The sequence below is a fragment of the Rhizobium sp. BK650 genome (assembly GCF_014195325.1).
Taxonomy (GTDB): Bacteria; Pseudomonadota; Alphaproteobacteria; order Rhizobiales; family Rhizobiaceae; genus Rhizobium.
On sequence record NZ_JACIBK010000012.1, the window covers coordinates 72,894 to 92,044 of the forward strand.

Consider the following 19,151-nt stretch of genomic DNA (forward strand, 5'->3'; position numbering starts at 1 on the left):
GCCCTCTCTTATGTTTCGTCAGGCCAACCGGCCGAAATACCGATCTACGATTGTGCTTCTAACGGAGCTATAAATCCGGGACAAGATAATACGTCCGGTTTTTGACGACATGGCGGTAAGTACCATCGCCATTCCGACGATGCCGAAGAACAGGATGTAGGCGAAGCCGAGCAGAAACCAGTTGTCGATCCACTGGAATTTGACTTGATAGAAAACGAGCGAGAGCACGGACCCAACAACAGTCGGGCCAACTGTGCTCGCAAACATCTGCTCACCGCTGAACGCCGCAAAGAAGCGGCGGCGGATCACAACGAGCGTGAGGCCAAACCGGATGATGGTTGCAGCCAACAGGCCACTGCCTGCAGCAACGGGGCCGAAATATCCTATGAAAACAATCGAGAAGATGACTGTCATTATAGAATATGCCAGCGAGACCATTGTCACGATCGCGTTTTTCCCCATGCTCGCAGCATAGTAGAAAAACACATTGTAGCTGCAGCCTATCATGCCTCCAAGGATGAGAACCTGTAACAAATGGCCGGCCGCCTCGGCCGTTTCCGACCCGACCCAAAGCGTGAGCAGGGGTCTTGAGAGAATTGCGATCGGCGCCAGCATGATTGCGCCGAATGCAGCATTAACCCATGACGAACCGAGGAAAAAATCAAATCGTTCGGACTCGCTACTGGCGGACATGCTGCCGAAGCGCGGAAAAAGCACCTCGCATGCACGGATCGTCGCAATGTAGCCGGCCTCCTGTACACGGTTGCAGATATTATATTGTCCGACCACGGCGGCAGGGGCCAGGGACGCAAGTACGTACCTATCCATCTGATTGCCGAAAATACCTGCAAGTTGCGATAGGCCTTGCCATTTCCCGAAATGTAGCAGGGCGTTTAGTTCGTCTCCGACCTTTGAGCCTGCGTGTTCGTCGCGGCGCAGGATATGACGGGTGACAAGGAGCCATCCTGCCGCAGACAGGACGAGGCTTCCGGCGAAACCGGACAGATAGCCATTCAGCGTTGGGATAAACCAGGTAAATCCCAACGTGACGAAAACCGTGACAAAAGAACTCCAGGCGGAAGCCTTGGCGACATTCTTGAAATTTTGTCGCCCCACGGAAATGGCCTGCAGTACCAGTGAAAACTGCTGGGCGAAAATGCCCGCTGCAGCGATCAAGAATGGAACCGTGAAGTTCTGGGAGCTAGAGGCCTCGTTATTTACGAGGCTTCTCATGATCCATGGTCCGGTCAGGACCAGGGCTATACACCCGATCGCCGAAGCGATCAGACAGACCTTCAACGCAACGGCTGCGACGTGAAATGCGGCGCTATATTCCCCGCGACCTGCTCTCGTCGATGTCTCGCGGACTGTTGCCTGGCCGAGGACGGTACCGATGAGTGTGAGGGGCGCGGTGACTGCGATGACAATGCCTGCATTGCCGAAATCATGCAGCCCGATCCAGCGAACGACAAAAGGCACCGTGGCCAGATTCGCAATAAGCGTGAAGACGAAAGCAGCCAGATTCCAGCTCGAGTTACCGAGGAGGCTTGAGCGTGCTTCTCCCCGGTCGCCGGATTGCGGATTGCTCACGCAGCAAATCCCCTGATGGCGTCAGCCACGTAAGCGAGCTGATCTTCGGTCATCTCGGGGAATATCGGAATCGATAGGATTCGCGATTGATTATGGAAGGCATTGGGAAAGTCTTCCGCATGATGGCCCAGATGTTCATAGGCGGCGAGAAAGGGCAGCGCGACCGGATAGTTTATGACTGTCTGTACGCCATGTTCGTTCAGGTGAGCGGCGAGGGCGTCCCGACGTTCATGCTTAACGACGAAAAGGTGGTAGACGTGCGTCCTGCCGGGCGCAGTTCCCGGCAGTTCCAGCCCGCCGACGTTGCCGAGGGCCGCGGCATAGCGCGCCGCAACCTCTTGCCGCTTTGCGGTCCATTCGGGAAGGCGGGGAAGTTTGACTGACAGAATGGCAGCTTGAAGCCCGTCAAGCCGGCTGTTGATGCCTTCGATGCGGTGATCACCCTTTGTCAAACCACCATGACGGGCAAACATCGCCATTTTGTCGGCGAGCGATTTGTCCTTGCAAGTGATCGCCCCGGCGTCGCCCATCGCGCCCAGGTTCTTCCCCGGATAGAACGAATAGGAGGCCGCATCCCCGAAACTTCCGACCATACGTCCGTCAACTTCCGCCAAATGTGCCTGGGCGCAGTCTTCGATGACCCAGAGGCCGTGCTTTCGAGCGATTGCCATTATCGCGCTCATGTCGGCTGGCTGACCATACAAGTGGACAGGGATGATGCCGACAGTACGCGAGGTAATCTTTTCTTCAAGCTTGGTGGCATCTATCGTGAAGGTCGTGGCATCGGTGTCACAAAAGACCACCCTACCCCCCGCTTGCGTAATCGTCTCGCTGGTGGAAATCCACGAATGCGCCGTCGTGATGATTTCGTCGCCAGGCTTTACGCCTAGTGCATGCATGGCGATATAAAGGGAATCCGTTCCATTCGCGCAGGAAACGCAATGTGTGGCGCCCACCGCGGCAGCAAACTCATCTTCGAACTTCTGTACGAAGGGACCTCGGATAAATGCCGAGGACTTGATGACCGCAGCAATAGCGGCATCGATCTCGTTCCTTAGCGACAGATATTGCAGATGAAGATCGGCGAAGGGGACTTTCATGATGTCGCTCTCGATAGTCGATTGATGTTGATGCGTCCGCTCTAGTTCAATTCTCGGCAGACGCCGAGCCCGCGTTTCGTATGAGCCGCGCTGGATTGCCTGCGTAGATGCCCGAGACTTCGATATCACTGGTCACGACCGCTCCGGCGCCGATGACCACATCGTCACAAATGTTTACCGGCAGGATTGTAGCATTCGATCCGATGGATACCCGATTTCCGATTCGTGTCTCTTTCCACAGTGTCCGATTTCCTCTTGCCGGTCCGCCATTGGAGAAAAGATCGTTGATGAACATCACGCCATGGCCGATGAAGCAATCTTCACCGATCTCAACGAGCTCACAGATGAAGCTATGTGACTGTACCTTGGTACGAGCACCGATTAGGACACCCTTCTGGATCTCGACGAAAGGCCCCACGAAACAGTCGTCGGAGAGGGTACATTCATACACGTTGGCGGGTTCCACGATCTTCACGCGATCGCCGCAGGTTACGTCCCGGACCTGCGCCTTCCAGAGTGTGGGCGAACGACCCGTCACGAGGATCGGCTTCCTAATTTGGAACGCTTGACCTCGAGGGGAAGACTGACTTCCTGTTGGGATGCAATCGATTCATAGAGCGCCATAATGAGCTCCAGGCTTTGTCGGCCTTCATGGCCGTCGACAAGAGCCTTGGTGCTATTCGTCAGGCAATCAACGACATGCTCATAATATGCCTGATGGCCGAACCCATAGACGTTCGGCGGATTTACCGAATACTTTTCCATGACCTCGGCATCGGCCACATGACTGTCGCCGAATTGCCAGGTCCTGATCTTGTTGACCGCAAAACCTGCAATTTCGACCGACCCTCCGGCGCCAAGGATGGAGATCGAGCCCTCGATATCTTTGGGGCGTGTCGCCGAGGTCGCCTCGATAATCCCCAGGGCACCGTTGCGGAATTTCAGTGTGGCAACGGCCGTATCCTCGGCTTCGATGTTGACGAGCGCTGTGGTGGCACGGGCATGTACGCTCTCCACTTCGCCCATAAACCAGCTTAGCATGTCGATGTGATGGCTTGCCTGGTTGGCAAGAACACCTCCGTCATATGCCCAGGTCCCGCGCCAGCTGTCCTGATCGTAATAGCTTTGGTCGCGACACCAGCGGACCCGGACTGTGCCAAGGACGAGCTTGCCGAAACGGCCGCCATCAAGTGCCTCGCGTGCCTTCACTACAGGGACGTTGAAGCGGTTCTGCTTGACAACGAACAGGCGTACCCCATTGTCATCGCAGGCCTTGATCATGGCTTCCGCATCCGTGAGCGTTAGTGCCATTGGCTTCTCGACGACGATATGGCGCTTATACTTGGCCAACGCGATCACGTGCTCAGCATGCATGCCGCTCGGCGTTAAAACCGAGACGACGTCAATCCGCTCGTTCTGCATCATCTCGTCAAACGACTGGTAATAAGGCACGCCGAAACGTTCGCCGAATTCCTTTGCCTTTTCGAGAACAACATCGCAAACCGCTGCTAATCTTGCGCCTGCGATCTGCTCAAGGCCAAGCAGTTCCGAATGTCTTTTTGCGATCCGCCCGCAACCAACAATAGCGAAATTTATCACGATCTCTTCCCTGCTGAGTTTGGGGGCCGTTATTATTCGGTGCTGACCCTGACGTCAAACCCGTGACGTTTGAGGAGGGCGTGTCGCTGCGCCTCCACGAGATCGTGCGAGACCATTTCTATGCACATTTCTCTTGCGGAAATCTCCGGAACCCATCCCAACAACTCGCGGGCCTTGCTGGGATCACCAAGCAGGGTCTCGACCTCAGCCGGGCGGAAGTATCGCGGATCGATCCTGAGAATGATATCGCCTGACTTCAGCGCCGGCGCACTATCCCCGGAGACGGATTCCACGATGCCTTGCTCCTCCAATCCGCTTCCCTCAAAGCGGAGTTTAATGCCCAGATCCTCCGCTGCCCATTCGATGAACTGGCGCACGCTATATTGCTTGCCGGTGGCGATGACAAAATCCTGTGGATTATTCTGTTGAAGCATCATCCACTGCATGCGGACATAGTCCTTTGCATGTCCCCAATCCCGCAATGCATCAAGATTACCCATGTAAAGGCACTTTTCGAGCCCCTGCGCGATATTCGCCATTCCGCGTGTAATCTTCCTCGTCACGAATGTCTCGCCGCGGCGAGGGCTCTCATGATTGAACAATATGCCGTTGCACGCATACAGCCCGTAGGATTCACGATAATTCACGGTTATCCAGTAAGCGTAGAGCTTTGCGACCGCATAAGGACTGCGGGGATAGAAGGGGGTCGTTTCCTTCTGCGGGGTCTCCTGGACCAGCCCATAAAGTTCGCTGGTGCTTGCCTGATAGAAACGCGTCTTCTTTTCGAGGCCTAGAATCCGAATAGCCTCCAACAGTCGGAGCGTTCCCAAGGCGTCGGTATCGCCGGTATATTCGGGACTTTCAAAGCTCACGGCGACATGGCTTTGCGCGCCAAGGTTGTAAATCTCGTCAGGTTGTGTGTCCTGAATGATGCGGATGAGATTGCTCGTATCCGTCAAATCGCCGTAATGCAGCTTGAAATGCATGTTGTCGTTGTGCGGATCCTCATAGATGTGATCAATCCGCTGGGTGTTGAACGAACTCATGCGCCGCTTGATCCCGTGGACTTCGTATCCTTTCGAAAGAAGGAATTCCGCAAGATAAGAACCGTCCTGGCCGGTGACGCCGGTTATAAGTGCAACTTTGCTCATGACGCGACTTTCTCTCGGGACAGGAAATCTTCGTAAGCCAACTTCAGGCCTTGCTCGAGGTTGATTTTTGGCGACCAGCCGAGATTTCTCGCGACTTCACTGTCCATCAGTTTCCGGGGTGTGCCGTCGGGCTTGGTTATATCGAAGTCAATGTCACCGTTGAAGCCAACGATCTTACTAATGATGGTCGCAACTTCAAGGATGGTGACGTCGCTTCCGTACCCGACATTGATGTGCGTCTTCCCCTTCGGCATCAGCCTTTTGTAGTCTTCATGAGGTAGGTTCATAATGTGAACGCTCGCTGCGGCCATATCGTCGACATAGAGAAATTCCCTGAGCGGCTTACCGCTGCCCCATAGCGTTACCGTTGCGACTCCACTCACCTTCGCCTCGTGGAAGCGCCTTAAGAGTGCGGGGATAACGTGTGAATTTTGGGGGTGGTATGAGTCGCCGACACCGTAGAGATTGCTCGGCATTACTGCCCGGTAATCAACCTCATGCGTGTCCCCATACTGACGGTTGTAGCTCTCGCAGAGTTTGATGCCTGCAATCTTTGCAATGGCATAGGGCTCATTGGTCGGCTCCAAGGAACCGGTCAGAAGTGCGCTTTCTTTAATAGGCTGATCTGCGAGCTTTGGATAAATGCAGCTCGAGCCAAGGAACAGCAGCTTCTTAACGCCGGTTCTGAACGCTGCGTGGATGACATTCAGCTCCATCATCAAATTATCATAGATGAAGTCCGCTGGGTAAACACTGTTTGCGTAGATGCCGCCAACCTTTGCGGCAGCTAGGTAAACTTCGTCGGGACGTTCCTTTTCGAAGAAGCGACGCACGCCGGCTTGTTCAACAAGATCGAGGTCCTGATGTGTCGCCGCAATAATTCGATCCGCGGGATGCCCGTTAGCCAGGAGACGTCGTACGATAGCCGACCCGACCATACCCCTGTGTCCCGCTACAAATATCTTCGGAAAATTGACCATAACTGAGTGTGATGTTTTCCCGGTTAAATTATGAGCTGGTGTGCTCTTCAACTGAGAATTCCCTAGTCTTACGACTTGGCTTTCTACAGGATGAGCCTCATTGAGTGTTCTTTCCGAAAATGTCAATCAGTCCACTTCTTACACGTTTAGGTTATCTTCTAAAAAAAGGCGCACGTGCGGTCGCGGAGCCGGCTGCCGAGTTTTCAAAAATAGTGCCAAGGGCAAGGTGATCTTGTTCGCGAAAAATGCACCACCTCCGACTCTGGATGGAGTGGAGCAGTCAGCCTGCAAAGATCCGAGGCCAAGCCTTATCACTGTCGTTATTGTGCAGGCCGGCGCGGCGAGGAGCTGCAACAAACGTGCTCCTGCCTTTAGGACGAACCGAGCCCAAAATGGACTATGGCCCTGACGCCGCGGCTCCATCGCTAGCTGATGGTGGAAAGCGATGACGATTTGCGGGGGTGGCGGTTTGATGCTAAATGCGCGGCACGCCCCTTAATAGGGGAAGGAAGCTAAATAATCCAGGCGCTATCGCATGCTTCAAATCAATAAAAGCTCTGCTCTTTCGACAGTGCCGCGGCTCGCTGAGCTCGATGGATTGAGAGGTGTTGCAGTTGCTATAGTGCTGATTTGGCATTTCGTCGGCGCCTCGCTGCCATCGCGCCATGGCTTTGCATTTAAGGCTCTCTATGACGTGACTATTCTCGGACGAACTGGCGTAGATCTGTTCTTCGTTCTCTCCGGTTTTCTCATCATTGGGATCATACTGGACCGGCAGCAGTCGCCACTGTTATTTCTGAAGAACTTCTATATTCGGCGCTTCTTGCGCATTGCTCCGTCCTACATTTTGCTGGTCGTAATATTCTGGGCAGCGGTGTATACAGGCGCCAAAGGCGCTGTTTTCAACGCTGACACACCGCTATGGCGCCATCTGACATTTACTCAAAACCTTTGGATGGCCGCTCACAACAAATGGGGTCCAGACGGTATCTCCGTAACTTGGTCGGTCGCGATTGAAGAGCAGTTCTACCTTGTCTTTCCCTTAATGATCTTGCTCCTTCCGCGCCGAATACTACTTCCAATGCTTGGAGCCGTGGCCGTGGCTTCAATTACATATCGGGCAGTGGGCTATTTCGGATTTGGCAGTGTATTTACGATGTATGTCCACACTCTCAGCCGCTTGGATGGGCTTGCGGAGGGCGGGATCATTGCTGTTCTTTGGCGAGACGATCGTTTCAGAGGCTGGCTTCGTCAAAACATCGTCATCTGGTCCAAATTGACCAAAGCGCTCGCCTTTGGTTTCATACCGCTGATGATCGGAATGGCCCATGATGTTGCTTCTACCACCGCGTCATGGGGCCACACCTATCTTACACTGTTTTATGGTTCTGTGCTTGTCCATATCCTAGGGTCCCTCGGATCCCAGAATGTTAGCTGGCTAAGGAAAGGCAGCCTGCGTAAGTTGGGACGAACATCCTACACGCTTTATCTTTTCCACCCGCTCATATTGTCAGCAACGTATATCGCAGCCGGTCGGCCGGAAGTACTAGACAGTCCTACCGCGGTCCTCCTGTCCTTGTTGGCGCTCGGGCTGTCTGTCATATGGTCTTATGCAAGTTTCCGCTTTTTCGAGAGACCTCTAACGGACTATGGCAGAAGATGGAGCTATTGAGAATTCGTCGGAGGGCCTGCAACCCGTTTCCAGAGGAAAGTTTTGTAGTACACTGAAGCGAAATTCCGCAGATTACGGGGAGGGCGCCACTACAGCTGCTACGAGCCTGTCGAGTCTTCGTTCGGCTGGACGCCACTTAATGAGCTAGGTGGTACGCGCAGTTGCCGCCAGGAAACCTTTCCAACGAGCTTCTATATCGCGAGGCCGCAACAGCCTTGACAGCGGTTAAAATGTGCCGCAGCGAGCTCGGCCGTCGCTAGTCAGCTACGCACAGAGCTCCCGCCATATAGACCATATTTCGGACTGCAAACGTCGGTGCCACGCTTAATAGATTGCGGCGAATTTGGTATTTGAGCCAACCCTTTGCCCGCCCGGCGAGATACTGTTCGTATTCGAGGCAATGGGCGAAAACCGTGAGTCGTTCGACACTCAGACCACAGGTCTTCAGAATGTTTTCGAAAGAGCCAGGCGTGTAGAAGTTGATGTGGCCATACGGTCCGGACTGACGGATGGACTTCGCAAGATTCCGTGTCAATTCCAACGGCACTTCGATATAAAGCTTCCGACTTATCCGTTTGGCCTCGTACAAGAACATGCGTTCGTGTTCGACATGTTCGAGAACATGAATGGCCAGACCTAAGTCGAAGGATTTATCCGGATGCGGTATAGTATATCCGTCAAAATGGTCTGCTGATGAAAGATTTTTGATCTGGCGCGCCCGTATGGCGTCGATACCGGACCGAGATAACTCAACCGCGGCTAAGCAACTGGCAAAGTCGTTCTCGGCAAGTTCCGCGAGAACTGCCCCCTCTCCGGCCCCTATATCGATTACCGAATGGAATTTTTGATTTGCAGCGACCTCTTTGATGTGGCCGACTGATTGCTTTGCAGCGATTTCGCGCTTCTGGTTAACTTCTGGGTTAAGATAGTAGTCGGTATACATCTCGACTATTTCGGCACTACTGATCATCCCTGTTCCTCCTCCGGGAGGATTATGCGTACCAGGCGTGCATAAGCAAGTTAGAATTTTCTTGAAAACATGACCGTTTGATCCGCAACCGCACCCAACTCTCCAACGAAGACCAGGACAGCAAGGCTGTTGATGACGCCGGTCGAGTGATCTTTCGGCACTTCACCAAACTCAAACTCGTCGCTGGCCAGCCTTATTGCGGCCTGCCTTGAACCTCACCAGCTCGCGTGATACATGCCAAAGCTCACTCAATTGCAGAAGGTGCGGGGAAAATCGCGCTTACCCCATACGGAGGGAACCTCGGGCATCTCCAACAATTGTCCCGACGAATACCCCTCCAACACGTCCGTTCCGGTGAATCCCCAGCAAGGGCAACGAGGCCTGGAAGCCGCGCCGATTGATAGAGAGATTCGGACGCAGACGTTAAGTGCGACTGCGACAGCCTTTTATAAGTGTCCCCGTGACAAGCAGTACAACGCAGAGTTGCCGCCTCTTCGGCGATTGAATACCTCCTCCCCGTCTTGAAAACCGGGGCGACGCTCCCGAACATCAGTTGAAAAACCTAAGTGCGAACCCTATTGGGGGTGACAAAGATTTCCGACTGCGCAATTAGTCTCGCAACTAAGGGGCAAGGCATGCAGGGCATTAGGTTAAAAGCGGGACTTGTATTCTCGTTTTCGGCGGCGACGCTGGTGTTTTTCAACTATCTCTATTTTCTAAAATGGTATCAGCTTTCAGGTAGCCGGCTCTGGGTTGTCGGATTTATCGTCGTGTCTGCGCCTTTCGCGATTTTTTCATTTCGCGATTCGCGCCGATTGCTGGTGTTGGGCGTAATCGTTTTCGCTTACTGTGGATACACACTCGCGGGTTACTTTGTTTTCCGCGGCCCGGAGTTTAATATCCGTTATCTCTGTCAGTTTCTGCTGACGGTGATTGCATTTGCAGGAGCCGGCGTCTTGGCGGGGCGGCGACCGGCTGGCGTCATCTGCGTTGTCCTGATCGCCGGTGGTGCTCTGCTGCTTGCCCTGCCAGTCGCGTGGATCGAATATGGATCTCTGTGGAAGGGTGACGACTTCCGCAATATTCTTGGCATCCCGCAAATCCCAGGTAGGGTGCCTTATTACAGCTACTATCAGCTTGTTGCCTACGGCATCGCCCTTGCTGCAATCCCTGTCTTTATTTGGTTGCTCTCATGGACGCGTACTGCAGTGGCCATAGTGTTCGGCCTGGCGATAACGCTTCTGCTTGCCGAGTTAGGGTCGCGGACGATCTTCCTGCTGCTGCCTCTCGTGTTTACGACGCTGCTATTTCACACCGGGCGCCACGCACACGCCGTAGTCCTTCTAGGCCTGTCGGTGGCGCTCGCCACTGGGGTGTTTTATACGCCTCTAGGCCGTGATGTCGCCGTCGCCCAGCGCATGGAAGGCGAAGCCGAACGATACGCACAGGGCGCGATATTCCGGCCCAAGACCGATGGCGGAGATCCATATGATGCGGCCGGCGCGTTCGATGCCGGAGATGGAGGCGACCATCGCACCTGGTCTCGGCGTACCCTGTTCGACTTCGCCCTCAAAGGCTGGCTTGCTGATCCTGCAAGTTTCATCTTCGGCCACGGTCTCGGCTCATATTCTCTTGACCTGACGGGCATTTATCCGGGCTGGCTTCCAGCGCCGCACGAAGGCGAAGTCTATCCCCACAACTGGATCCTAGAGGCGGGATATGAAGGCGGTGCGGTCGCTGTTCTGCTTCTGGGGCTTGTACTTCTGTTTCCGTTCTGGCGTTCTTTTTCGGAACCGAAGTGTTCACGTGGTGCGCAGTCGATCGTCGGCATGTATTTGCTCGTTTTCGGCGCGGCGTTTCTCTCCGGAGGGATAGCTCTGAATTACACGCTCTTTTTCCTCGCTGGCGCTGCGTCATCAGCGCAGGAGGGAAAAAGCCTCATCGAGGTCCATTGATCCTATTGCTTTGGATTTTAATGAAAGCGATCAAAACCCCAATTCTTAGCGCTTCGCTGAAACCTGTGCGTGGCCGCCAGGTGAGTGGCGCCGGCAGATATTTCCTGCAGAGGTTGTCCTTTGACGAAGCATGAAACCAGTAGGATCGGTTGCGGAACGGTAGGATTGATCGCTGCGCGGTACCAAACGGTCAATGGGCTATAGCGAATCCCCAAGCTTGCGAGAAGATTGCGCCTTATCGGTGATCACCATGCCGGACATGCCGTGCGACGGTGCGCTCGTCCGGTGAGATCAAATGAAGGGGCGATCTGATCTTCATCAGCTAGGCGTAGCGAACTCGTCGGCCCAGCCGAATCGAAGCCAAAGATTTCTTCGTCGGCCTCGCCCGTGTCGATCTCGGTGTAATCGATCGACACGCCAAAAATTCCGCCGCTCACAGCCGGCAGATCTGACCGAAGTGAGCGGAACATACAGAGAAAACGTCTCCCCTGTCTATGGGGTCAACCTATGGCCGGGTGCGCAAGCCTAAGGTTTCGACGAAGCAAAAGTGCTCGCAACTGTAATCACTGATCACACCAAGGGATATTACGGAAAATGGTGGGCGATGAGAGACTCGAACTCCCGACATCCTCGGTGTAAACGAGGCGCTCTACCAACTGAGCTAATCGCCCTCGATGCTCTATGTCATCGTTCGGTGCAGCGTCTCTAGCGATATTGCGAAAGAACCGCAAGCCTCTTTTTAAATTTCCGAGCAATTTGCCTGTGCACGCCGCTCTTCCCCATCGCGAGCATTCTCTGTAGACGTGCGTCAGCAAGAAATGGAGTGAAAATGACGACGCGAGAGCAGCGAGGGGCCCTGCGGCAGAGCACGCCCCGGACCTTTTTGGAATACGCTCATACGGAACAGGCGAGACTGCTGCCTGACCGAGCAAAGCTTCTCGACAATCTGCCCAAGGGCGGGATCGTGGTGGAACTCGGCGTTGCCGAGGGGGAATTCAGTGAGCAGATTCTGTCGCGCAACCAGCCTGAGCAGCTCTATCTCATCGACCCATGGAATATGGACCGCTATTCCGAAGGTCTGGAAATCATCAATAGCAAATTTCGGTCCGAGATCGCTCGAGGCAGCGTCGTGGTTCGGCAGGGCACTTCGATCGATATGCTGTCCCAGTTCGATGACGAGACCTTCGATTGGATCTACATCGATACCGATCACTCCTTTGCACTGACATGGGACGAACTACTGCTCGCGAACAGAAAAGTGAAGCAGGATGGGAGGATCGCCGGGCATGATTTCTGCACCGGAAACACGGTCAAGCCCGTGGTCTACGGGGTTGTCGAGGCGGTCAATAAATTCTGCGTCGAATATGGCTGGCGGTTCGAGTTTCTGACACTCGAGCCGGATGCGCATTTTTCATACTGCCTCAAGCGCATTGGGGCATCGTAATAGCCGTTAGCAGCTTATGTATTGATCGTGCCAAGTTCCCGCTTGGCTTCCAGATACCACTCGACAAAGGCCCTCACGCCCGTATCCAAAGGAGTGTCCGGCTGGTAGCCTGTTAGGGCCAGAAGAAGATCGGGGCTTGCGAAGGTGCGCGGAACATCGCCTTTTTGCATCGGCAGCATGATGCGCTTTGCTTTGTGCCCCATCGCATTCTCAACACTCTCGACGAAGTCCATGAGGCTGATCGGTTGGCCGCCGCCGATATTGACGATGCGGAAGGGTGCCTGATGCGAAAGCGTCTCAATTCTTGCATCGGCTACGCGGTTGATTTCCGAGGGGATGACGCCCGATAGCCTGACCACCGCTTCGACCAGATCGTCGATATACGTGAAATCGCGGCTCATGTTGCCTTCGCCATATATCTCGATCGGCTTGTCCTCGATCATGTTCTTGACGAACTTGAAGAGCGCCATGTCGGGCCGGCCCCACGGGCCGTAGACGGTGAAGAAGCGGAAAGCAGTCGTCGGAATTTCGTGGAGATGCGAATAGCTATGCGCCATCAGCTCCATGGACTTCTTGCTGGCGGCATAGAAACTCAGTGGCTCGTCGGCGCGGTCGGTTTCGCGGAAAGGAACCGTCGGATTGGCGCCGTAAATGGAAGACGTCGAAGCGAGCATGAGATGGCGCAATTCGATGCGGCTTGCCAGCTCCAGGATGTTCCACGAACCTTCTATGTTCGAGCGCAGGTAGGCTTGCGGATTTTCGATGCTGTAGCGCACCCCGGCTTGCGCGGCCAGATGAATAAGAACGTCGGGTTTTGCAGCTGAGGCGGCGGTTTCCAGTGCTGTTTTGTCTTCGAGCATGGCCACGACGGGACGGAAGGCAGGGTATTGCGCCAGCGCCGCATGACGCATCTCCTTCAGCCTGACATTGTAATAGGGTGTCAGTCCGTCGAAGCCGGTGACTTCATGCCCATCCTGCAACAGCCGGCGAGCCAGATGGAAGCCAATGAAGCCTGCCGTTCCCGTAATGAAGTACCGCATTTCTACCTTTTTCTTGGCTCTCCTGCCGATGGCAAAGAACCGAATCCGTATTAGATCGCTTCCCTTATCGGATAGGCGCTTCCAAGATCAACAATGATCGGTCGATTCACCTGGAAAGACATCGCAGGGAAGGAGTTGATGCAACACATTCTTCCCTTTGCATGCGCACGCTGTATTCTGATGTCGCCACACACACTTCGACGTGAGGAAGCGTATGCGTATCGACTATATTGAATTTCGTTCGCAGACGGGGTCTGGCTCGACCGATTCACGCGGCGCCATGAAGGGTCAGGTAATAAGATACTGGGGCGGCGGGCACCGCCTACGATGCATAGCGTCCAGCGTGATCGCTGTTGCCGCACCGTTTTTGAGTTCGCCAGCATCTGCCGCCAATGTTCTTGAACGAGCGATCGAGGCCGCGCAGCCTTGCAAGCCTTTGAAGGTCAAGCAGTCGGTCTTGGGCGTGAAGGTCGAGTTGGGCATCGACAAGCTCGACTTCGTCAAAGTCGACACCGTTGAGATCAGAGTGAACGGGGATTTGGCCGAGGCGAGCGCCATCGGCACGCTTGCATGCAAGACCTCGGATGATGCTCCTCTCCAGGGCGGATTTTCAGCAAAGGCTCGAATTCACCTGCAGGCGAATCTCGCCACCTGCGTGATGAACGCAAGCTCGATCGATATCATCGAGGCAAAAGGAGAATTTGGCGACGTTGTCACGACATTCGAACCGGAGATTTCGGAGGCCCTTCGCAAGGGTGTGGAGCGCGCGCTGAAGAAGCTCTGCGTGAGCTGAAATCGAAGCAGACACGCTATCTATCGTAAGGGATTAGCTGAGGCGTGTGACCTGAAGTTACATGACACACGTCATTGAGGGCACGTGACGACAGAACGGCTTCTCACTTATCCAAATACGCGTGGCGCGACAGCAACAACCGTTCAGAACCTTGATTGCGATTTGCGGTTATAATGCACTTGAAAATTGCATCCCCGTGTCCTTAACATATGATGGCTCTGAATGTCGAATCCTGCTGCCGCAGACGATCGGGTCCGGCGCGTGGTGTGGTGCGCGCCCGAACGACACGGCCGTAGACGCGCTCGTGATGTTCCCGTTACCTCTATCCGGGGGCAGATGAACATGCGTGGATTTTGTCCAGAAGCACACTGCTTCCATGACGAACCTATCTTCAGCGGACATCGGCCGCTGCTGGTCGGTCACGGGCTGTCGAGATGGCGGCGATCGTGGTGGCTTGTGATGCCTGTGGTCGCATCGCTCGGCATCTCCGCGCCGGCAGTGGCACAGACGGCCCTCGGCACGACCTCCGAGCCCGCGACGTGGATCGGTGGCACGGGGACAAATCAGTGGAGCAATCAAAACAACTGGACGACGGTGTCGGGCGGACATGCAGTTCCGCTGGTGATTGCGAATTTCACTGGCCTCGCCACGATAGGCAATAGAGTGGTCCGCGATCAAAACAGTCAGTCGATCGGCACACTCAATTTCACAGCCCCGCTCTATGTGTTGAGCCTGGAGAACGGCACCATCTTGACCGTCAACGGTGCCGGGTTCGTCATCGACGTTCCGGCCAACAGGCCGACCGTCCAGGTCGGCAGCGTCGGCAGCGGCACGATCAAATTCAACAATGCCTCTACCGGAGATCTGGCGAAGTTCGTGATCGCTTCGAATGGCATTTTTGACATGTCGGGCCGCTCGACGACAACCGGGATGACAGCGGGCGCGATTGACAATGCCGGCAGGATCATCATCGCCAACAGCAACGCCAGTAGCGTAGGCAACGAACTGACTGTCTTCGGACCTTATAATGGCAGTGGGGGCGCCATCTACCTCAGAACGGATCTGGCGGGCGACGGCTCGCCGTCCGACAGGCTGGCGATCGATGGCAGCACGGCCACTATCGATGGTCCGGCCCAAGCCACCGGCACCACATTCTTGAACATTACCCCTGGTCCGAACAGTCCCGGAGCCTACACGGTGGCAGACGGCATCCTGGTCATCGATTCGACGAACGGCGGCACGACAGCGGATGGCGCCTTCACGCTTGCCGGCGAAGTGCGCGGCGGATTCATTGACTATCGTCTGTTCCGCGGCGGTTTTGACGGCAGCAACCCGGATGACTGGTTCCTGCGTTCGGGCTTCAACGGAGGCAATGGCGGCGATGGCAACGGCAATGGTGACGGCGGGAACGGACCGATCACGCCGCCCGACGAGTTGCCACCGGAGGCGCTGCCGGAGGATCTGCCGTCAGTATTGCCGCCTGGCGTTTATCCAATCATCGGACCGGAGATTGCGACCTATGGCGTGGTACAGCCAACGTCCCGGCTGCTTGGGCTCGCCACGCTAGCCACCTTGCATGAGCGCATCGGCGATACGCTCGCGATCGGAGCTCCGGAGAACGACGGCGCGAACCCGGTCAATTCGGGTTGGGCACGCGGTTTTGGCGAGCAGATAAACCAGCATTACCGCGCCTTCGCTGACCCGCGCACCGACGGCTATCTAGGCGGCTTTCAGAGCGGTATCGATCTCTTGCGCGGGGAATGGCTGCCCGGTCATCGCGACGTTGCCGGCATCTACTTCGCCTATGCCAACGCCAACGTCGACGTGACCGGTCTCGTCACCAACGAGGCGGTGACCAACTATGCACTGCGCAAAACCGGGCGCCTCGATCTCAATGCCTGGTCGGGCGGCGCCTATTGGACACATTATGGTCCGACCGGCTGGTATCTCGATGCGGTGGTGCAGGCAACTGCCTATGAGGGGTCGGCATCGACGACGTCAGCCAGCCTCTCGACCAATGGTGCGGGTTTCGCCTCCTCGCTGGAAGCGGGCTATCCGATTCCCGTGCTGGCGCTCGGGCCGGGCTTTGTCCTGGAGCCGCAGGCCCAGATCGTCTGGCAACATGTGTCATTCGACGACGACAATGACGGCCTGGGTGACGTCGCGCTCGGCTCGACATCGGGGGCGAGCGGGCGGCTCGGTCTGCGCGGCCGCTGGACGATCATCAGCGATGGCGGGCAGCTTTGGCAACCTTATGTACGCGCCAACCTCTGGCACGATTGGGGTACACGAGCGACCACGACGTTCTCGAGCATCGATCGGGTTCCTTTGCTGAAGGAAGGAACGCGAGTGGATCTGAGCGCCGGGGTAACGACCAGGATCAACGCCCGGCTGAACTTTTATGCTCAGGCCGGCTATCAATTCGCGGTCGGGGACACTGACGGCCACGGGCGCGAGGGTGTTCGCGGAGATTTCGGCCTGCGCTATACGTGGTAGGGGCACGCCATCTCGCGGGAGCGGGGTGACGCTCGCAAATTCCGAGCGTCACTCCCCGATCGGTTTAGCTGCATGATTCATCTTGCCACAGTTGGCTTCAATCTATCAGGACCGGCCGCCGGACAAGCAGGCACGACATGCAAACAACGACACCGGATCGATCATGCCTTACCGACCGCCAGAGGTATTCGGAAGCGAAGGGACTCCCTGTTGCTCGCGACGCGCACGTCGCGTGCAAAACTTGACCTCCTCCTTTAGGGCTTTCGCCGAAGGCGTGACCATACCCGACCACAGTGCTTTGCGACGCCACCCGTAAGTTGCGATGATCCAATCCCGCGGCACGTGCGGTTGCTGACACGTTGGCCCCAGCCAACAACGTTTCGGCGATCAGTCGATGCTTTCTCGCGCGGCTTGCGTCACGTCTGCACTGGCGCCGCCGTCAAACCAGAATGCACACGGTCGCTCGGAGGATTTCTGCCATGATTCAGGCAGAAGATTCCCGATCAGCAGGCCAAATGATATATCTGTCGGACGAGGCGGTCTTTCCATCGGCGCGACCCTTACACGAGGCTCCGCGGGTGGATGAACCAGAGGACGGACGACAACCCCTCTGTCTCGAGATTTAGTTCTACCCTTTCGACGTCTTCGCCAGCATCTCGCTCAGCGTTGCGGCAGACAGCATGGCTTCGGCCAAAAGTTTCTTGAGCTTTTGGTTTTCTTCCTCCAGTGCTCTCACCCTCTTTACATCAAGACCGACATTTCGGCCCTGCCGGGATTGCCACCGATAAAAGGTAGGCTCGCTGATCCCGTGCCTGTGGCAAACATCCGCCACCGTCACCCCGGCCTGGTGCTCCTTCAAAATGCCCGAAATCTGATCGTCATCGAATTTTCGCTTGCCCATCACCGCTTCAATCCTCGCGAAATGCTCTGTTGAAACTGTCGAGCAGTGGTCTGATGGCATAAAACGCTACGCTGCTTTGGCCCGTTTCGATCAGTGTCTGCGCCGGCATGCCCGCAATCAGTTCGACATCCCTCATTTTTGCCAGCCGCTCGTCCGTCACGCGTATCGTTGCGGCAAAATAAGACTGGCCGCTCTGCGGATCGGTGAGACGGTCGGCCGACACGTATTCTACGCGACCCTTCAGGAGCGGAACGCGCCGCTGATTATAGGGCAGGAGGTGAACCTGCGCCTCAAGCCCGGCGCGGACGAGGTTCATGTCTTCCGGTCTGACATGGACGGAGACGATGAGGCGGTCGGAGCGGGGCAGGAGATCGACGAGCGGTTCGCCCGCGCCGATCACCCCACCTGCCGTGTGGACGCGCAGGTTCATGATCGTTCCAGCTTCGGGAGCCCGGATATCGGTTCGTGCAAGTTGGTCGTCGATCGCCCGCAGGCGCTGGCGCAATTGCATGATCTGGCTTTCCGTCTCGCGCATGCCCTGGGCGACCTCGTTCAACCGGTCGCTCTCGAGCTTTGCGATATCGGCCTGGGCCTCGCTGATCACCTGGAAGGCGCGGGAGATCTGGGCGTCGACTTCGCCCTGCTGGCCGTCGAGATCGGCTTTTTCCCGCTGGAGGTTGAGGAGCCTGCTCTTCTTTTCCAGTCCCTTGGCATTGAGTTCGCTCACCTGATCGAGTTCCTGGCTCGAAATTGCGGCCCTGTCGGCTAATGATGCCTTCTGTGCGCGAAGCCCGACGATCTCTTGCCGCACCTGAGCGATTTTCTCGTTGGTAATGCCGATTTCGGCCTGCATTACGCGCCGGCGGGCCTCGAATATCTTCTGTTGCCCATTCAGGATCGCGCCGACCGTGGGATAGGTCGCCATGGCTGCCTTGAGATCGTCAGGATAGTCGACATGGTCGGCGCCGGTCTGCTCCGCAAACAGGCGGGCGCGGCTTCCTTCGGCGTCCCAGAGCTGGCCCTGAATGCTGTCGCGCTCCGCGCGAGATTTTGTGTCGTCGAGTTCGATGACGATCTGCCCGGCCATGACCGCATCGCCGTTCTTGACGAGTATGCGCCTAACAATGCCGCCTTCCAGATGCTGGATGGTCTTGCGGCTGGTCTCCGGTTCGATGACGCCAGAGGCGACCGCAGCGCTTTTCAGCGGCGCGAAAACCGACCAGATCCCCAATCCGATGACGAAGACAAGGAGCAACAGATTGCCCGTCCAGACGACGCCGCTGAGCACCGGCATGGGCGAGGGGGGAGCGGGTCCGCGCTGGTTCGCCTCTATGACGGGCGTATAGATCTTCGGCTGCCTTGTCGGCGCTGGCGATCGCCGCGCAAACCGCTGGACGGTCCTCGACCAATTCGAAGATGTCGCCACCTTTGCGTCCAGTTGAACAAGGGTCATAGCCGCA

15 protein-coding genes, 1 tRNA gene and 1 pseudogene are annotated in these 19,151 nt (G+C 56.0%); 5 read left to right on the top strand and 12 right to left on the bottom strand.

What is annotated here, in order from left to right; translation table 11 throughout:
• Window positions 1-18: 18 nt before the first annotated feature.
• From FHX15_RS24475 to FHX15_RS24500, 6 genes are read right to left on the bottom strand one after another with little or no spacing between them, the layout of a single operon-like run.
• Window positions 19-1,590, bottom strand: a complete 1,572-nt coding sequence (locus tag FHX15_RS24475) for an oligosaccharide flippase family protein (protein ID WP_184400966.1) — start codon at window positions 1,588-1,590, stop codon at window positions 19-21.
• Complete coding sequence (locus FHX15_RS24480) at window positions 1,587-2,690, bottom strand: DegT/DnrJ/EryC1/StrS aminotransferase family protein (RefSeq protein ID WP_184400967.1); 1,104 nt, start codon at window positions 2,688-2,690, stop codon at window positions 1,587-1,589. The genes FHX15_RS24475 and FHX15_RS24480 overlap by 4 nt, the downstream gene beginning before the upstream one ends.
• Window positions 2,691-2,736: 46 nt before the next feature.
• Window positions 2,737-3,228 (bottom strand): acyltransferase, encoded by a 492-nt coding sequence (locus tag FHX15_RS24485; RefSeq protein WP_184400968.1) that lies wholly within the window; start codon window positions 3,226-3,228, stop codon window positions 2,737-2,739.
• The gene (locus tag FHX15_RS24490) at window positions 3,225-4,289 is read right to left on the bottom strand and encodes a Gfo/Idh/MocA family protein (RefSeq protein ID WP_184400969.1); all 1,065 of its coding nucleotides are present in this window, start codon (window positions 4,287-4,289) and stop codon (window positions 3,225-3,227) included. Before FHX15_RS24490 ends, FHX15_RS24485 begins: the two co-directional genes overlap by 4 nt.
• 32 nt (window positions 4,290-4,321) lie before the next feature.
• Window positions 4,322-5,440 carry a GDP-mannose 4,6-dehydratase gene (gene gmd, locus FHX15_RS24495; protein ID WP_184400970.1) on the bottom strand — a complete coding sequence of 373 codons (1,119 nt, stop codon included), beginning with the start codon at window positions 5,438-5,440 and terminating at the stop codon, window positions 4,322-4,324.
• Window positions 5,437-6,420: a GDP-L-fucose synthase gene (locus FHX15_RS24500; protein WP_184401068.1), complete on the bottom strand. Its 984-nt coding sequence runs from the start codon at window positions 6,418-6,420 to the stop codon at window positions 5,437-5,439. The genes gmd and FHX15_RS24500 overlap by 4 nt, the downstream gene beginning before the upstream one ends.
• Window positions 6,421-6,955: 535 nt before the next feature.
• Between FHX15_RS24500 and FHX15_RS24505 the strand changes: the two genes are divergently transcribed.
• Window positions 6,956-8,092 (top strand): acyltransferase family protein, encoded by a 1,137-nt coding sequence (locus tag FHX15_RS24505; RefSeq protein WP_184400971.1) that lies wholly within the window; start codon window positions 6,956-6,958, stop codon window positions 8,090-8,092.
• Between the two features lie 256 nt (window positions 8,093-8,348).
• Here the strand turns inward: FHX15_RS24505 and FHX15_RS24510 are convergent, their stop codons facing one another.
• On the bottom strand, window positions 8,349-9,062 hold the full coding sequence (locus tag FHX15_RS24510) for a class I SAM-dependent methyltransferase (RefSeq protein WP_184400972.1): 714 nt from the start codon (window positions 9,060-9,062) through the stop codon (window positions 8,349-8,351).
• A 635-nt stretch (window positions 9,063-9,697) separates the two neighbouring features.
• Between FHX15_RS24510 and FHX15_RS24515 the strand changes: the two genes are divergently transcribed.
• A complete protein-coding gene (locus FHX15_RS24515) occupies window positions 9,698-11,017 on the top strand; it encodes a hypothetical protein (protein ID WP_184400973.1) in 1,320 nt (439 codons plus the stop codon).
• 245 nt (window positions 11,018-11,262) lie between these two features.
• Here the strand turns inward: FHX15_RS24515 and FHX15_RS24520 are convergent, their stop codons facing one another.
• Together FHX15_RS24520 and FHX15_RS24525 are read right to left on the bottom strand one after the other, a co-directional pair.
• Window positions 11,263-11,433, bottom strand: a complete 171-nt coding sequence (locus FHX15_RS24520) for a hypothetical protein (protein ID WP_210290834.1) — start codon at window positions 11,431-11,433, stop codon at window positions 11,263-11,265.
• A 179-nt stretch (window positions 11,434-11,612) separates the two neighbouring features.
• Window positions 11,613-11,688 (bottom strand) — tRNA-Val (locus FHX15_RS24525).
• Between the two features lie 158 nt (window positions 11,689-11,846).
• On the opposite strand from FHX15_RS24525, the gene FHX15_RS24530 reads away from it, so the two are divergent.
• Window positions 11,847-12,461, top strand: a complete 615-nt coding sequence (locus FHX15_RS24530) for a class I SAM-dependent methyltransferase (protein WP_184400975.1) — start codon at window positions 11,847-11,849, stop codon at window positions 12,459-12,461.
• A gap of 14 nt (window positions 12,462-12,475) precedes the next feature.
• Here the strand turns inward: FHX15_RS24530 and FHX15_RS24535 are convergent, their stop codons facing one another.
• Complete coding sequence (locus FHX15_RS24535) at window positions 12,476-13,501, bottom strand: NAD-dependent epimerase/dehydratase family protein (protein ID WP_184400976.1); 1,026 nt, start codon at window positions 13,499-13,501, stop codon at window positions 12,476-12,478.
• Between the two features lie 214 nt (window positions 13,502-13,715).
• On the opposite strand from FHX15_RS24535, the gene FHX15_RS24540 reads away from it, so the two are divergent.
• Both FHX15_RS24540 and FHX15_RS24545 read left to right on the top strand, forming a co-directional pair.
• Window positions 13,716-14,294 (top strand): hypothetical protein, encoded by a 579-nt coding sequence (locus tag FHX15_RS24540; protein WP_184400977.1) that lies wholly within the window; start codon window positions 13,716-13,718, stop codon window positions 14,292-14,294.
• A 459-nt stretch (window positions 14,295-14,753) separates the two neighbouring features.
• The gene (locus FHX15_RS24545) at window positions 14,754-16,790 is read left to right on the top strand and encodes an autotransporter outer membrane beta-barrel domain-containing protein (RefSeq protein ID WP_246779059.1); all 2,037 of its coding nucleotides are present in this window, start codon (window positions 14,754-14,756) and stop codon (window positions 16,788-16,790) included.
• 643 nt (window positions 16,791-17,433) lie between these two features.
• Here FHX15_RS24545 and FHX15_RS24550 read toward each other — a convergent pair.
• Window positions 17,434-17,691: pseudogene (locus tag FHX15_RS24550) on the bottom strand (transposase); the annotation flags it as partial.
• Window positions 17,692-17,698: 7 nt separating this feature from the next.
• Complete coding sequence (locus FHX15_RS24555) at window positions 17,699-19,144, bottom strand: HlyD family type I secretion periplasmic adaptor subunit (protein ID WP_184400980.1); 1,446 nt, start codon at window positions 19,142-19,144, stop codon at window positions 17,699-17,701.
• Window positions 19,145-19,151 lie beyond the last annotated feature (7 nt).

Coding starts and splice junctions, on each gene's coding strand:
- FHX15_RS24480 (WP_184400967.1), bottom strand. CDS start 2,690: ATGAAAGTCCCCTTCGCCGATCTTCATCTGCAATATCTGTCGCTAAGG.
- gmd (WP_184400970.1), bottom strand. CDS start 5,440: ATGAGCAAAGTTGCACTTATAACCGGCGTCACCGGCCAGGACGGTTCT.
- FHX15_RS24500 (WP_184401068.1), bottom strand. CDS start 6,420: ATGGTCAATTTTCCGAAGATATTTGTAGCGGGACACAGGGGTATGGTC.
- FHX15_RS24505 (WP_184400971.1), top strand. CDS start 6,956: ATGCTTCAAATCAATAAAAGCTCTGCTCTTTCGACAGTGCCGCGGCTC.
- FHX15_RS24510 (WP_184400972.1), bottom strand. CDS start 9,062: ATGATCAGTAGTGCCGAAATAGTCGAGATGTATACCGACTACTATCTT.
- FHX15_RS24515 (WP_184400973.1), top strand. CDS start 9,698: ATGCAGGGCATTAGGTTAAAAGCGGGACTTGTATTCTCGTTTTCGGCG.
- FHX15_RS24530 (WP_184400975.1), top strand. CDS start 11,847: ATGACGACGCGAGAGCAGCGAGGGGCCCTGCGGCAGAGCACGCCCCGG.
- FHX15_RS24535 (WP_184400976.1), bottom strand. CDS start 13,501: ATGCGGTACTTCATTACGGGAACGGCAGGCTTCATTGGCTTCCATCTG.
- FHX15_RS24540 (WP_184400977.1), top strand. CDS start 13,716: ATGCGTATCGACTATATTGAATTTCGTTCGCAGACGGGGTCTGGCTCG.
- FHX15_RS24545 (WP_246779059.1), top strand. CDS start 14,754: ATGCCTGTGGTCGCATCGCTCGGCATCTCCGCGCCGGCAGTGGCACAG.
- FHX15_RS24555 (WP_184400980.1), bottom strand. CDS start 19,144: ATGACCCTTGTTCAACTGGACGCAAAGGTGGCGACATCTTCGAATTGG.